Below are 15,035 nucleotides of genomic sequence, written 5' to 3' on the forward strand. Positions count from 1 at the left end.
CGCCCCGGCTGAGCCTAGCTCTGGGCATCAGTCACGTTCGTAGATATCGCGGGTGTAGACCTTGTCCGCGACATCGGCGAGTACTGTAGCCTTGCGGTTTGCCAGGATCACATCTGATCGACTCTTGAAGTCGTCAAGGTCACGGACTACTTCGGAATGGAAGAACTCGTCATCCGGAAGCTCGGGTTCGTAGACGATGACTTCGATTCCTTTGGCCTTAATGCGTTTCATGATTCCCTGGATCGCGGATTCCCGGAAATTGTCCGACCCAGTCTTCATGACGAGGCGGTAGACCCCGACGACCGAGGGTTGGCGTGAGAGAACGTCGGAGGCGACGAAGTCTTTGCGCGTGGTATTCGACGCTACAACCGCCTGAATGAGATTTTGGGGGACTTCTTGGTAGTTGGCCAGGAGCTGTTTGGTGTCCTTCGGCAGGCAGTAGCCTCCGTAGCCGAAAGACGGATTGTTGTAGTGGCTGCCGATTCTCGGATCAAGCCCGACCCCTTCGATGATCTGTCGGGTGTTCAACCCGTGAGTTGAAGCATAGGTGTCCAACTCATTGAAGTAGGCAACGCGTACTGCGAGGAAGGTGTTGGCGAATAGTTTGATGGCTTCAGCTTCGGTGGCATGGGTGAGGAGGACTGGTATCTCCTTGTCGAGTGCGCCCTCGACAAGGAGGTCGGCGAAGAGCTGGCCGTCGGGGCCTGTGTCTCCTACAACAATTCGTGAGGGGTGGAGGTTGTCGTAAAGTGCTTTACCTTCACGTAGGAACTCGGGGGAGAACAGGATGCGCGCGTGCGGTCGCTCCTCCCGCACACGTTGTGTGAAGCCGACTGGAACAGTCGACTTCACCACGACCAGCGCATTGGAGTTCACTGCGAGCACCTGATCGAGAACTGATTCGACGGTTGAAGTGTCGAAGAAGTTGGACTTCTCATCATAGTTGGTGGGAGTGGCAATGATTACTACCTCTGCGGAAGCATAGGCGGAATCGCCCGCGGTGGTCGCAGTGAGCGTGAGATCTTTGCTGGCCAGAAACTCAGAGATCTCCGGATCGATGATCGGGGAGATGCCGCGATTGATGAGGTCGACCTTCTCGGCGGACAGATCCACAGCCGTGACGTCGTGATGCCGTGCGAGGATGACAGCGTTGGACAGTCCGACGTACCCGGTTCCGGCGATGACGATTTTCATTTGGTATCTCTTTCTGCAGCGAGGGTGCCGAGGGATGAGCAATGGCACTGCGACTCCAATACCTCACACTTCAGTAGAAATAGTACGCGAATCGACTAGTGTGTTCGGCGAGGTTCAATCTTGTTGCGTTTGGCGCGGCAATCTGTACAGCGGAAGTGGAGCAGTATCGTGGGGAAGCGGTTCAAATCGGCTTTGATAATTGCGGCATGTGCCACGGTACTTCTGGCAGCAGCCGGCCCACTGATGGCTCTGCTCCTCGAACCGCAACTTCGTCTCCAGACCTTGAGCGTATGGGTGGCGGCCTTCGGCATCTGGACCATAGTGGTCCTCGGTTCGGTGATTGTGTATTCCGACCGTCGGACAACGCGATTGCTGGCAGCTCTCCGTCGCGAACTCGCTGCGAAGAACAACATGGACGTTATTGCGGAAGTGCGCGATACTCGCGCTAAGCAGTCCCGTCATGAATTCAAACAGGAACTTCTGCTCGATCGAATCGACGCGAGCGCTGCTACCCTGCTTGGGGACATCGATTCTCTGCGGGCCGAAGAAGTAGTTCCGAAGCTCACACCAATCCCGTGGCACGGCGGGGAAGCCAACGGACCGAAGGTTCTCTTCATCACGAGTAACGGTTCGGGGATGGGGCACCTCTCGAGGTGCCTCGCAGTCGCCTCAGAAGCAGAGAAGGTAGGCTGCCGAACCGCTGTGCTCACCCTTTCGACAGCTTACGAAGTGGTGAGGGAATCTGGCTATCCGGTCATGCACCACCCCAGTTCAGCAGCCTCACCATGGAGTCTTCCTGTATGGAACCGTTCCTTTGCTCGGTTTCTTCACCAGCGCTTAATAAATGACCGTCCGGATGTTGTTGTATTCGACGGCACCGCTGTCTATCGGGGTGTCACTCAGACCTGTCGGCGCTTGGAGATTCCGCTTGTATGGTTGCGTCGTGGAATGTGGAAAGAAGGCGTATCGCGGGTTCAATATGACCGTCCGTTCGAAGTTGCTGACTTCGTAATCGTTCCAGGTGAGGTGACTGGCGAGACCGTCCGCGATCAAGACCACGTGAGTTACGTCTCGCCAGTTTCGCTGGCGAATAGGTCTGAAGTACTCAGCGCCGATCTGGCTAAGCAGCTTCTTGGGCTAAGCAGGGAAGGCAAATACGCCCTCGTGCAAATCGGGAGCGCTGTTCTTGACGGAGGTCCAGCTGTTGAAGGTGTAATTGATTGCCTCAACAGCATTGCACCTGAGATCACTCCGGTTGTACTCGTATCGCCTGTGGCAAAGCGACAAGCGAAAGTTTCGGGTGCGGTTGTAATCCATGGCCGATATCCGCTAGCCCCCTTTCTGCGCGCCTTCGACTTCGCGGTTTCGTCCGCGGGCTACAATTCGGTACATGAAAATCTGGCCGTGGGATTACCTGCCGTGTACATTCCGAACACTTCTACCGTAACCGACGATCAAACGGCGAGAGCGGACCTTGTTGCTCAATCTGGGCTGGGTATCGTAACAAAATCTTATCAAGAATTATACACCGGCCTCCGGAAAATGGTTCAAGAGGGTACCCAGGAAACAATTAGAGAGAATCTTTCGAACCTTGATGTCGTTGACGGGAGCACAGCCATAGTCAATGAGCTTCTAGATATCATTGGCGACATAAGGGAAGGCGTGAACCACGCCGATAGACACAATTACAAATAGATTCTGATGTCTATATTTAGTGAGATTATGGACTCTTTATAAATGGGGCTATAAGAGAGCGTTAGGGCCGCTGGCGTGGAGCAAGAAAAGGATGAGGTAGTTGACTCAGTTCCGGAAGCTGAAGGACTGCCGCGTGACTCCTCAAGCCTGCCGTTGATGGCTTCCTTGGGTCCGTCCAAGGGTGCAGGGTGATCGAAGCAGGCCAGGATATGGCCCCTGCGACGCTGGAGCGTCGTCCGCAGACTCCGTACCTGTTTCAACCAATTGGGAATCGTCCCGGCCAAGGTATAGATGAGTTTGCGGATGATTGCCTCGCCCAAGTGCGGGCAGGCAAGATAGGAGGCGATCGGGTCTTGGTCGAACTGCCAACACACAAACAGGACGGCGTGCTTCTCGGGAAGACCATATTGAGGCGGTGACTCTGGGTCTCGGTTTGCTACTCGATTCGGGTGCGTCTGATTATGCAGATCCCGTACAGGTCATAACCGGATCTGCCCGGACGGCCTGTCAATTCTGTCCGCCATCGTCTCCTCGCTTCGTCGAGCTTCGTGCCGACCGGAGCGACGACGTGGAGGCGGCACGACCGTGGTGGCATGCTTGTAGCCGGCGAGGGAATCTATAGCGACGTGATCGGTGCCGGCCAGGAAGGCTATAGGGCTGATCATTGAACCAGTCGGCGAATACTTCGGCCACTCGACCGGGCGAGCGGGCACGCTAGTCACTAGGTGAGGTCAACGAACACGGTCGCTCACGAGATGATTCCTCGGTGGGACCTGCAGTGTTCATCGACGCCGATCGTGGATTCGCCGTCTAGTCGAGAGGCATCGGCGATTCACACTGGCTGAGGTCTAGCACGGCAGTACAGCCAGTGTTCCAGGAAGTAGCTGGGTTCCACGCTATGACGTAGATGCTCGATCTTATCGAGGACGACGAACGTTAGCGCCCACTGGCGTGCGGTAGTTGAGAGTTTTTGCCGTCCGACGCAGGTTCCTCGACGTCTATCCGGGCAGTGACTCGCCGTGTCCTGGAATCACCGGCCTACACTCTCATTTACGAAGAGCCAGTAATCCAAGCTGCCTCTGAACAATCTTGGTCGCTACTGAGTGACCCTCCTGTGGTCAATGGATCTATCGGAAAACGTCATGCCAAGCTCAGTAAAGCCCAGTAAAGAAAATAGGGCTAACTGTTAAAATAGATAATTAACTTCGCCCGTGCAGTATTTCGATTGTAAAATATAGACTCCAAAGGCGATAGATTATTGTACTGTTTTGATCAGCAATACTTGGGTCGACTCTTTCGATTATATCAGCATAAGATCGATCGTAACGCTTAATCGAATTCAGCATAGATTCCACGTTTTTCTGCTCAAATACGAAACTCTCAACAAGCGGGCTTCCACTGTATCTAGCCAAACGCGTTGGGCGCGGTTCCCGAATGTCGGGCACCTTAACGCTTAAACCAATGGGTGAGTTCAAGCAACGGTCAATTTCAGGCGATTCGGCGAACGCGCGCAATGAAGCGTTATGAAAACGTACCTTGGCGAGAACCGGATTCAGAGCAATAAGCAGATCAAAAACTGTGCGGAGGACGTCATCGTCAGGGTGACTTAGTTGATAGTAGATAGCTGCTTCGAGGGCGTTCTTCGAAGCCAGTGGACTAAGGATATTTTCGAACGCCCGAGAAGTCATATATCGATTGCGATAGTTGATGTAGCTGGTGCCAGCGCGGGGCTTCTTGGAATCGGCTGACCTGTAACACTCTCCCACAAATCCTGAAACTCGGGGTACGTTGAGGCAGTATTGTGCCGCGTGCTTCGGCGTGATGTGATTGAAGTTCTTGTGCATGCCAAAATTGCGTGAAATCTTATTGATAGTTATAGAGCCTTCAGCTTCATCACTATCCAGATCAAGCCAGCGGCGTTGCGGGATGCTGTTGTCAAGCAGTGGGTATCCCAAAATAGAGTTGAGCTCCAAAGCAACTTCCAGATCACCTCCATGTCGAGCTGATGGGCTAGGTGAGTATTGACAGTTGATTTGGATTTTTTGCCGCACCAGGGCTTGTGGCGCTTGGGTGCATGCCGCATAAAGTAGACGGGAGTCCATTCCGCCTGATAGGTCTACAACTACCGCGTCAAATTGAGGGCACCGGAACACCATTTCAACGTTCTTAACTATTTCGTCTCGCGCTCGAGCTATTAGGTTAGCGTAATAGTTGGGAGAATATTCTCGTCGTTTATATAGTATGTCGTGTAGAGCCGTTCTTTGGATCTGGGGCCCGTCGGCGTCAAAGTTCAGATTTTCGTATATAGCCAGAACCGAACAGTACTGTGCCTCGATTGCTACTCGCGAGTGGAATACGTCTGGTTCGTCCAAGATGCGTCGGCTTCGATGATAGTCGATGCCAACTGGAAGATCTAGGTAGCGTGCGATTTTTAGGAGTAGATGGTAAGAGGTGGCTGCGATAAAGGCGGAGTTATTGTCGAATACAAAAAGTTGCTGCACACCAAAATAATCTGCCGACAACCGAAGTCTGTCACGATGCATTTCGGTTAGGTGGAATTCCCCTGTTGTTTCGAACAGTTGATCCGACGAATCGATGCGTCCGATGTCTTCGATGCCATCGCTTCCCCTAATTACAAGATCACCAGAATGTGCGAATGATCGGCCACCGAAGACCCACGAGGGACCTCCATCGACTGACTCAACGCTGGCGGAAGTCAATAGGTATAAGCCTGTAGACACATGCGAAACATCGACTGCTTGTAATGACAATTTGTCGGCCATCGTCCTCAGGCTTGACATCTCCAGGTCTCCTCGGCGGTCGTGAACGATGACAGTCTCGCCAAAAGGAGATAAGGACAGATTTAGTGCCGGTATTGGCGTGGTGCGGCTCAATGATGCTGGCGTAGACATGTCGACCCTTCGAACGGCTCAGTGCATTCGGATACCCAAGTTCACAGCGTACAGCGTGCGCGTCGTACTTTGCGCAGGCACAGGCTGCTGCCATCTGCGAGAGGGCGGACGACCAATCGCGTGTTTGTCCCCGTAGGGGTTCTCGTTTGCTCAGCAACTTTTGACGAGCCTGCACTGACAAGTGAGCAATCGGTGAGCGCGACGGCGCCGTCTAAAAGTGGTGGCTAAGAACGCCTGACGCTCACGTTCCTGTTGGAGTGAATCGCCCCGGGGATAATTGAGGCAGAGAGATTGGAAGAAGGAGATTCTCTCTTGCCAGTGAAATACACCGACGAACTCAAGGCTCGCGCCGTCGAACTCGTCATTCATGCTCAGGCCGATCCGGAGACGGCGAACGGGGCAATCACCCGTGTCGCCGGCGAGCTCGGTCTGAGCAAAGAGACCCTGCGAGTCTGGGTACGAAAGCACAAGGACTCCGGCAAAGCCACACCGACTAAGTCAGTCGATTTGGAAGCGGAGAACCGTCGGCTACGGGCTGAGCTGGCCGAAGCGAAGCGGGCCAACGAGATCTTGAAGAGAGCGTCGGCTTGTCTCCCGCGGCGGAGCTCGACCGCCCATCGAAGTGATTGTCGTCTTCATCGACGACAATCGTCACGAGTTCGGAGTCGAGCCAATCGTACGCGCCCTGTCCGGGACTGCGGCACGGATTGCTGTGAGCTCGTATTACGCGTTCAAGAAACGCGAACCATCGGCCAGGGCCTGCCGAGACCAGGCGCTGATGGTCGTCATCCAGGATGTCTATGAGGCGAACTATTCCTGCTATCGAGTGCGGAAGATGTGGAAGGCGATCAACCGCGAGTACGCCGATCAGTTCGGTCCAGTGGCCCGCTGCACTGTGGAGCGGTTGATGCGTCAGTTAGGCATCGACGGTATTCGACGCAGGAGGAAGCGCCAGAAGACGGCTTCGGCTAGGGCTGAGGAGTGTCCGGATGATCTTGTCGAGCGTGAGTTCGCAGCACCGGCACCCAATTGTCTATGGGTCGCGGACATCACCTATGTTCCGACTTCTGCTGGGTGGGTGTACACGACGTTCATCCTTGATGTATTCCACCGGGAGATCGTCGGCTGGCAGGTGACGAACCTTATGCGGGAGTCCCTGGCCAGGGACGCTCTGACGATGGCTCTCGCTGCGAAGTGTCGGGCCGGTGAAGACGTTTCCGGGCTGGTGCATCACTCGGATCGCGGGGTGCAATTCCAGTCGATTCGCTATGGCGAGACCCTGGCGGAATCCGAGGTCGTGGCGTCGGTGGGGTCGCGTGGGATTCGTATGACAACGCGATGGCGGAGGCGCTGAACTCGGTCTACAAGGCCGAGCTTATCGGCCGGAAAGTGTGGTCGGGGTTGATTGAGGTGATGGCGGAGACGTCGAAGTGGGTGGCTTGGTACAACCAGGAACGGTTGCATTCAGCGATCGGGTACCGACCACCGTTCGAGGTCCTTAACGAATGGATCAACCAGCCCGGGGTGGAGTCCGCGGCTGCTTAGGAAACCAAGAATAGGAGCCTCTACGAAACCCGGGGCCTGACAAGACGAGCATGATGCGCTAAAGGGCTTTGCGTTGTTGACCGTTCATAGACCTCCGCCTAGGAGAGCCTGTTTGCAACGGCGGCGTGGACAGTGCCACGAAGCTTGGCAATTTGTATGAGCATGAAGCTCTCAGTCCGTTGAAACAGGAACTGGAGGTCGCTCGATTAGGATCTAACCGCGGTGGAAACATCTTCAACTCATCCGGGCTTCCAGATGAACTTGACCACCTCAAGAATGCCAGCCACTGCGGCTGAATAGGATAACGGTTTGAGTAGCCACGACCGTAGTAGCGACAGAGAGCTGGTTGGCTGCTAGCAATTACACTGATGGAATAATGAGACTGCTGTCGGGCTGGTGACGATATGAGGTTCGGGCTCTGGGCTAGTGCTCGAAGAATCACTGTAAGTGCACTGCGAGAAGGTCTTCGGAATCAGGCTAGACTAGAGTCATCATCCAGTTTACCGCAGGGTAAGTGCGCACGCTCACCTTGTGACAGTCGCCACGGAAGGTACCGCGTATGGCCGACGATCAGCCGACAGAGATTCCTGAAGTCTCTATTATCGTACCAGTTTACAATGACGAGCTTTGGGTTGGGCGAGCAATTCAAAGTTGTCTCTCCCAAACGTTGGGTAACATAGAGGTTATTGTCGTAGACGATTCTTCAACTGATCAGACGTCGGTGATTGCTCGCAACTTTCAGGCGCAGGATGGGCGCGTTTCGGTGGTTCGCCAGCCCCGCAATCTTTCAGCTTTTCAGGCCCGGCGCGTAGGGATAGAACGAGCTTCTGCAGAGTTCGTTATGTTTTTGGATGGCGATGACGAGCTAGTAGCTAGTGCATGCCAGAAGGCTTTGACGCTGGCGCGTACTTCCCGGGCTGATGTTGTCGGTTTCGGAAGCACCGTGATTACCCCCGATGGTCAGACGGGTGGTAGATATGAAAAAACTATCCAGCCAGCTCACCGTGAGCTGTTCGGTAGCGATATTATTGCGAGTTTGTTCCCGGTCGGGAAAATTGCGCAAGGCCAACTATGGAGATATCTGTTCTCTCGCGAACTTCTACTTAGCGCTTACGACTGTCTACCGAAATCACTTATAGTTCCTCGTGTGAATGATCTTCCTATTGCGTTCCTGGCATTAATGAATGCAACGCATTACGTATCGACAAAGGAGCGTCTCTATAATTACTATTTCAAGCGCGGAGCTAGCGGACATGCCGTAACCACGTGGGAGGACTATGTATTCAATGCTAGCGCGATAGACTCGATTGAGTATATAAAGTCGACCGTTGATGACTACTCGCAGGAAGCCGACGGAGATTGTGTAATTAAAGAAGTTTACGCGTCTACACGTTCGAGTATTATTGCGCGGGTTTTAGCTTATGTGGACGGTATAGTAGATCGCGATCTGCAACGTCGCGCAATTGCGGATCTTGAACAACGAGTAGGGTTTGTCGCCTTGACTGTTGCCTGCGTTGACTTCTTTACCGGAGCCCTTCCACTGCTCGCTCGGTCGATCACTACTCCGGTCATGCCCTCTAGTGTTCCGTCCCACGTCGTATTACGGACCGGGAATCTCCGAACTGGAGGTGTTCAGGGTGTCCTGGTTGCTCAGGCTGGCTATCTAGCCCGTTTGGGGATTCGCGTAACAATCGCCTTGGACTCCGAAATTGTGACTGATTTTGATCTTCCAGCTGGAGTTGCGCTCATTCGACTCGAAGGCGCAACGATCGGTCAGAGAATTCAATTCTTGGACGAGTTTTGCCGTCTAGAATCCGTCGGCGCCGTCATTGATCACCATGTGTTTTACAATAAGCGGTGGCCCTACTTCGCCTTGGGGGCATCGGCTGGCGGTGTTCCGACTATCGGCTGGATCCACAATTTTGCGTTGCGCCCGCTAGTTGACGGTGTGACTCAGTTATCGTTTCTCGAACGCTACTTCCACTGCCTTGCTCAAGTTGTCGTATTGTCGGAAGCTGACGTAGCCTATTGGAAGCTCCGCGGGGTGGAGCATGTTGCCTATTTGCCAAATCCTGCCTCACCATTGTTGCAGCAGATACCAATTAGATCCGCACCCAAGACCTCTCCAACTGAGAGCCTCAGAATTATTTGGTGGGGTCGTCTGCAGCAAGCGACGAAACAAGTTCTTGATCTGATCGAGGTCGGCTCTATACTGTCCAATTCTGGTGTCGAATTCCACATCACGATTGTGGGTCCGGACGGGCCGGACCTTGGCGCGCGTAGAGTTAGGGAGCAGGCTCGTCGGCTCGGAATTTCGAGCCGGGTGTCTCTACCAGGCCCTCTTCACGGTGAACATCTAATCGCTGAGATCTCTAAAGCTGATGTGTTTGTCAATACGAGTACTATTGAAGGGTATCTGCTTACCCTCGTGGAAGCTCAAGCGCTCGGATTACCTGTTCTTATGTACGATCTTCCGTGGCTCGACGTTGTACGTGAGAATGACGGTCTAATTACTGTGCCCCAGGGGGATCGCGTTGGTCTCGCTCGAGCATTGGAAGAGCTCCTTAGTGCACCGGATCGCTTCGCGCGCTTGAGCAGCAATTCGCTTGAAGCGGCGGACCGTGTTCGCTCATACGACTTCGAGGGGTTGTACAGATGTCTGCTTGAGGGACGTCTTGACCCCAAGTTCTCGCCAGAACCCACGATCTCGTTGGCCCGGCTGATTCTGGACCAGAATGTGCGATACGTCGAACGTCAGAAGAGGACGCTATCTCGTGAGGTTCGTCGGCTCAAAGTTAAGGTAGAGGAACAGGCGAAAACGCTTCGTCAGGTGAGTAGTAGACCCACAGAATCCTTGGTGGGTGTTTCGGCTCGGGACCGGAAGGCGCCCGATGTTCCGCGTGTTAAGAGATTGTTGCAACGGTTTCTTCCACCAAATATGAGACAGGTTGCTTATTACGCAAAACATGAGTTCAATGATTCGTCGGTACGGCATGATCAGCTCGTTGAGAACCAGCGCATCTTGAGTGCTCAGATTGCTCAGCTTGAAGCTCAACTCTCGAAGCGCAGGCGTTGAGTGGGAGGTTGGTTAATTGTTTAGAATTAAAGATCGCGGTTGTGTTTGTATTTGGGATTTATTCTGGACGGCTGATTTAGGCGAGGTTTCTTCCTCATGGTGATCCGGTTCTCAAGTGGAAGGTAAAGTTAGTTGTGCCCGTCGTTGCGCAACAGGGAGCTTGGATCGAAATGATAAGAGTAGAACTGTTAGCGACTATTTCTAGTAGTCGGCGTACAACCAAGATCTGTTTTTTTGGGAACGTGCGTTGCCCCTCTCGCTTTGCCGATGTCTTCGGCTTGTATGGAAGCAGCATTTGGTAGCGCACGTGTAACAACCTGGTAGCGGGCCCGCGAGCAGAGCTTGTTGTATGATGCTCTGGTACTTCACGCCTTACCGCCGACTGATGGCTTGCAGTTCGCTTAACGACACCTACTCGGGCCCTCCTGGCTGGCACATATCCGGCTCTTCGTAATTGAGAGTGTAGATCGGTGATTTTAGGACACGGCGAGTCGCTGCGCGGATAGACGTCGAGGTCTTCCGATGATGGAAGTTCTCACACGATCCATCCGAAAGACCTCGACGTGGCCAAGCCTACTTTCTCGACCCCTGACCTCACGACGTTCTGCCGACTCGACACCCTCGATCTGACCTGCACCGGCCAAAACATCACCGGGCACAAGGCGATTCGGGAATGCCGGCCCAACACTGCTGATGACTGGTGCCGTCGGTGCGGTGGCCACGGGATCGTTCGCGATACCGTCGTCCGCCGTCTGGCCTGACTTCCACAACTCGGCGCTGATTTCTCAATTCAGTCCGTATTTGTGCTGGTCACAAGGTTGGGGATCGTGTTGGTGGGGCACTAATCGGCTGTCTACGATGGGGTTATGTCGCCTCGTCTACGGAAAGTCACCACTGGCTCTGGGGCCACGGCCGTGCAGATCGTGCGCAAACGCCGTGGCAAAGTCACCATCCTTGAACACATTGGATCTGCACATTCAGAAGCCGAACTCGCGGCCCTGCTCACTGCCGGCGAAGAGAAGCTCGCCGACTATGGGGCGGTCGAACAACCCGAGCTCGAATTGGGTTTACCCGCCGATACTGCTCACCGCCACGGGCGCGAACGGTTGTGGGCTCACGGTCATCTATCCTCATCGACGCCATCACCCAGTCATGGAAGAGGCTCGGTTTCGGCGAGGTAGTCAGCGACAACGCCTTCTTCTAACTCGTGCTGGCACGATTGGTCGAACCCACGTCGAAAGCCGACAGCTTCCGTGTCCTTTCCGAACTCGGTATCGAGCCGCCGCACCACAACACGTTCGTCAACTGCCTAGTGCGGCCCAACGAACGCGACTACCGCGGGAACATCGCAGAGAAGTGCTACGCCCACAGTGTCGCCACCGCCGGCATCAGTTTGCTCCTCTACGACGTCACGACATTATATTTTGAGGCTGAGAAGGAAGACGCTCTGCGCCAGGTCGGGTACTCGAAAGAACGTCGCGTCGACCCGCAGATCGCCGTGGGACTGCTCGTCGATCGGACCGGGTTCCCGCTCGAGATCGGCTGTTTCGAAGGTGCGAAGGCCGAGACTCACACGATCATTCCGGTGATCAAAGCCTTCCAAGACCGCCACGGTGTGACAGACATGGTCGTCGCCGCCGACGCGGGCATGTTGTCGGCGAAGAACCTCAAGGAACTCGATGATGCCGGATTGCGCTTCATTGTAGGGTCTCGGCAGACGAAAGCCCCACACGATCTGGCAACTTATTTTCGGTGGAACGGTGAGTACACCGAGGACGGGCAGATCATCGACACGATCACCCCGAAGGGTGTGAAGCGACTTGATCCGGATCGGGTGAAGAAGAAGCGCGAACCCGCCTGGTCAGCAGAAGAGCATCAGGATGCGCGGCGGGTGGTGTGGCAGTACCGGCGTAAGCGTGCGATGCGTGATGAGCAGACTCTGAACCTGCAGCGTAATCGGGCATTAGCGATCATCGACGGGGAGAAGCCGGCGAAGAAGGCTCGGTTTGTGAAGGTCACGGATGAGGAGAAGGCCTTCGGTGAGAAGGCTTACGAGCGGGCGATGAAACTGACCGGGTTCAAGGGATACGTGACGAACATTCCCGTCGACGTCATGTCGGCTGCTGAGGTGATCGGCATTCATCACGATCTGTGGCATGTCGAGCAGTCTTTTCGAATGTCAAGACCGACTTGAGGGCCAGGCCGATCTTTCACCGCACCAGGGATGCGATCGAGGCACACTTGACGGTCGTGTTCACCGCGCTGGCTGTATCGAGGTTCATGCAGGACGCGACTGCGGCGTCGTTGAAGAAGATCATCACGAGTCTGCGGCCGTTGCGGGAGTTCACCGGCCGAGTGGGTGGGCAGGACATCACCTTCGATCCCGAGGCCACTGGTGAAGCGAGAGAAATCGCGGCTGAGCTACTGCCGGGCCGATTCCCGGGGCACTAAAATTGTGGAACTCAGGTGTTAGTGTCCACGATGTACCGAGGTTGCACACTGTTTCAGTCTGCAGGTGCTACCGAATGCACCTTCCCTTCACGTAGCCTCGCTCTTTCGTATATGTCGGAACCCCGCCATTTCAAAGATAGCTGGTCGCAGGACTTTGTAACTTTGTTGCGCGGGCGCTACCGCAAGGTATGTGTATGCGCTGCAGAGTCGGTGACGTCTTGCTTTAGAAAAGGTAATGGTGTTTGCTGTATCCAAACGCGTGGACTGTTGAGTTTGCCAGCAGCTCATTGTCATGAATTGACCAGGTATGTTTATGGTCGCCACGGACCTGGACGAAGTTGAAACGGTCTGCTGAATAAATGCGAGCGCCAGCGGCTACGAACCGTTGCTGAAGTTCAGTATCTTCCCCCTGTGTTCGGTCTGCAAACGGGTGCTTTATGAAAAGGTCCTTTCGCCCCATGAGCGTCGGGCCCATAACCAGATCGGTGTAGCGGTGCTCACGCTCCGGGAACCGGCACATGAGGATATTCCGGGACGTGAGGTAAAGGTAGTGTGCTTGTTTTCCGACGAGGTCAGCGCCTGAGTAGCGAAGAGCAGCCAGCTGATCGGATAAGTAGTGCGCGCCGTAGATGTCGTCATCGTCCATTTTGGCGACGACATCGCCTCCCGCCGCCGAAATGCCACGGTTGAGGCACTCGCCTAATGACTCGGATGAGTCGACCTCAAGGATCTGCAAGTTCTCGATTCCGGCGTCGGCTGACCTTCGTGCGAATTCGGGCGGGACTCTGAAGCCGTGGGCGACAAGGACGAGTTCCCGGTCGGCATGAGTCTGGTGAGCGTGCGCGGAGATGACCTTCTCGAGGTGCTCAGGACGGTTGGTCGAAACGACCGCCGATACCGAGGCACTTATAGGATGTGCGTGGTCGATGGCAAGTGCGTCCATGACAGACATAGCTCGATGGGTATAAGTGTGCTCTGCCCAGATGCGCCGTTGGGCTTTGTGCACGGTGCGGTCCCGCAGCTCTTTGCTGCGCACGAGAGACCGGAGTACGAATTCTGCCTCTTCCTCGGTCTCTGGCTGAGCAATCTCATCTATTGGGAAAAATGCCTTTGTCGCTGCGCTCGGAGTTGTCACTACCGGAGTTCCTGCTGCCGTGATCTCGAATATGCGTCGGGCGCACATACTAGGCGAGTCGACCACGGAGTTGACGTTGAGGAACACTTTGAAGTGTTTGTACGCGGTCAGGAGGTTGCGATATGGCAAGGATCCGATTACGCGATCAGCCAGCGAGCCTGGGAACTGATAGCGCTCATCCTCGCCCAGGAAACGGGAGAATATTTCGAGTCCGTGCTGCATTCTGCTCGACACGGTTGCTGCGGCCCCAAGCAGAAGTTCCATTTGTTGACGGCGTTCGGGGAACTTGTGTGCGAAGTACATCCCCGCAAATGCAATGTCGCGGGCGGCAAAGTTGTGCGCTGGGCGGGAGGGATTATGGATTGCCGGCTGAGCCGCAAACGGCAGTACCGCGACTCGATCATGGCCCAGTCTGGCTTGATATTTGGGGATGAGGCGGGTATCGCTGGTGAAGACGACATCGCAGTTTTTGGCCAAGGGTAGGAAGTCCTCGAAGTGCGGTGGATCTTCCTTGTTCCAAAAAACTGTTGGGATTTTGCGATGACGACACTCCGCCAGCAGTTCGACAACCTCGGGGCTTGGCCCGGTGGTGCCGGTGAGCTTGAACTTCCAGTCCCCACCATTGCCATTCCACGCTGATTCGATGAAGACGAAGTCGACCGAGCCCAACTGCAATGTCCATCCATCGCGTTTCAGGGGGACAATCGTCCATTCGTAACCGAAGCTCTCCGCTGAGAACTCGTCGAGGATGGTGCCAACTCTGAGATCGTCGAACACAGGCCGACGATCGGAATTCGGAGCTACAGGAAACGTCTCCAGCAGATTGTCCGCAGTGAGCTGATCGGTCATCCGTCCGTCGGCAACTCCTTGGTGAAGATTTCGACGGCGCCTCCACTTTGAGAATTGAGCTGGGCCGCCGTGGCGCAGATGCCAGAGACCGGTCCGCAATGTGCGAAGAGGAGTTTGAGACACAGTCGGATCCTTTCGACCTGATCAGAATCGCGCAAAGTCCTGTTTCGCAGAAACC

At 54.8% G+C, this 15,035-nt stretch carries 7 protein-coding genes, 4 pseudogenes and 1 other annotated feature; of the genes and pseudogenes, 7 read left to right on the forward strand and 4 right to left on the reverse strand.

What is annotated here, in order from left to right:
* Positions 1-27 precede the first annotated feature (27 nt).
* Entirely contained in the window at positions 28-1,194 is a 1,167-nt protein-coding gene (locus tag LJ362_RS02025; protein ID WP_264801755.1) for a nucleotide sugar dehydrogenase, read from the reverse strand.
* A gap of 243 nt (positions 1,195-1,437) precedes the next feature.
* Here LJ362_RS02025 and LJ362_RS02030 point away from each other — a divergent pair, with 243 nt between their 5' ends.
* Positions 1,438-2,889, forward strand: coding sequence for a glycosyltransferase (locus LJ362_RS02030; RefSeq protein ID WP_264800513.1), 1,452 nt, complete (start codon positions 1,438-1,440; stop codon positions 2,887-2,889).
* A gap of 108 nt (positions 2,890-2,997) precedes the next feature.
* Here the strand turns inward: LJ362_RS02030 and LJ362_RS02035 are convergent.
* Both LJ362_RS02035 and LJ362_RS02040 read right to left on the reverse strand, forming a co-directional pair.
* Positions 2,998-3,874 (reverse strand): annotated as a pseudogene (locus tag LJ362_RS02035) (transposase); the annotation flags it as partial.
* A 214-nt stretch (positions 3,875-4,088) separates the two neighbouring features.
* Entirely contained in the window at positions 4,089-5,672 is a 1,584-nt protein-coding gene (locus LJ362_RS02040) for a hypothetical protein (protein WP_264800514.1), read from the reverse strand.
* Between the two features lie 447 nt (positions 5,673-6,119).
* Between LJ362_RS02040 and LJ362_RS17030 the strand changes: the two are divergent.
* The 6 genes and pseudogenes from LJ362_RS17030 to LJ362_RS17040 all read left to right on the forward strand — a co-directional run.
* Positions 6,120-6,335, forward strand: a pseudogene (locus LJ362_RS17030) (transposase); the annotation flags it as partial.
* 50 nt (positions 6,336-6,385) lie between these two features.
* Positions 6,386-6,516 (forward strand) — a sequence feature (AL1L pseudoknot).
* A complete protein-coding gene (locus tag LJ362_RS02045; protein ID WP_264800515.1) occupies positions 6,424-7,155 on the forward strand; it encodes an IS3 family transposase in 732 nt (243 codons plus the stop codon). (Overlaps the previous feature by 93 nt.)
* A complete protein-coding gene (locus tag LJ362_RS17035) occupies positions 7,140-7,346 on the forward strand; it encodes an integrase core domain-containing protein (RefSeq protein WP_413774217.1) in 207 nt (68 codons plus the stop codon). Before LJ362_RS02045 ends, LJ362_RS17035 begins: the two co-directional genes overlap by 16 nt.
* 559 nt (positions 7,347-7,905) lie before the next feature.
* Complete coding sequence (locus LJ362_RS02050) at positions 7,906-10,422, forward strand: glycosyltransferase (protein ID WP_264800516.1); 2,517 nt, start codon at positions 7,906-7,908, stop codon at positions 10,420-10,422.
* A gap of 563 nt (positions 10,423-10,985) precedes the next feature.
* A pseudogene (locus LJ362_RS02055) lies at positions 10,986-11,180 on the forward strand (ISL3 family transposase); the annotation flags it as partial.
* Between the two features lie 108 nt (positions 11,181-11,288).
* A pseudogene (locus LJ362_RS17040) lies at positions 11,289-12,873 on the forward strand (IS1634 family transposase).
* A gap of 223 nt (positions 12,874-13,096) precedes the next feature.
* Here the strand turns inward: LJ362_RS17040 and LJ362_RS02070 are convergent.
* The gene (locus LJ362_RS02070) at positions 13,097-14,857 is read right to left on the reverse strand and encodes a glycosyltransferase (protein ID WP_264800519.1); all 1,761 of its coding nucleotides are present in this window, start codon (positions 14,855-14,857) and stop codon (positions 13,097-13,099) included.
* Between the last annotated feature and the right edge of the window lie 178 nt (positions 14,858-15,035).

Origin of the sequence: Brevibacterium sp. JSBI002 (assembly GCF_026013965.1) — a bacterium.
GTDB lineage: Bacteria > Actinomycetota > Actinomycetes > Actinomycetales > Brevibacteriaceae > Brevibacterium.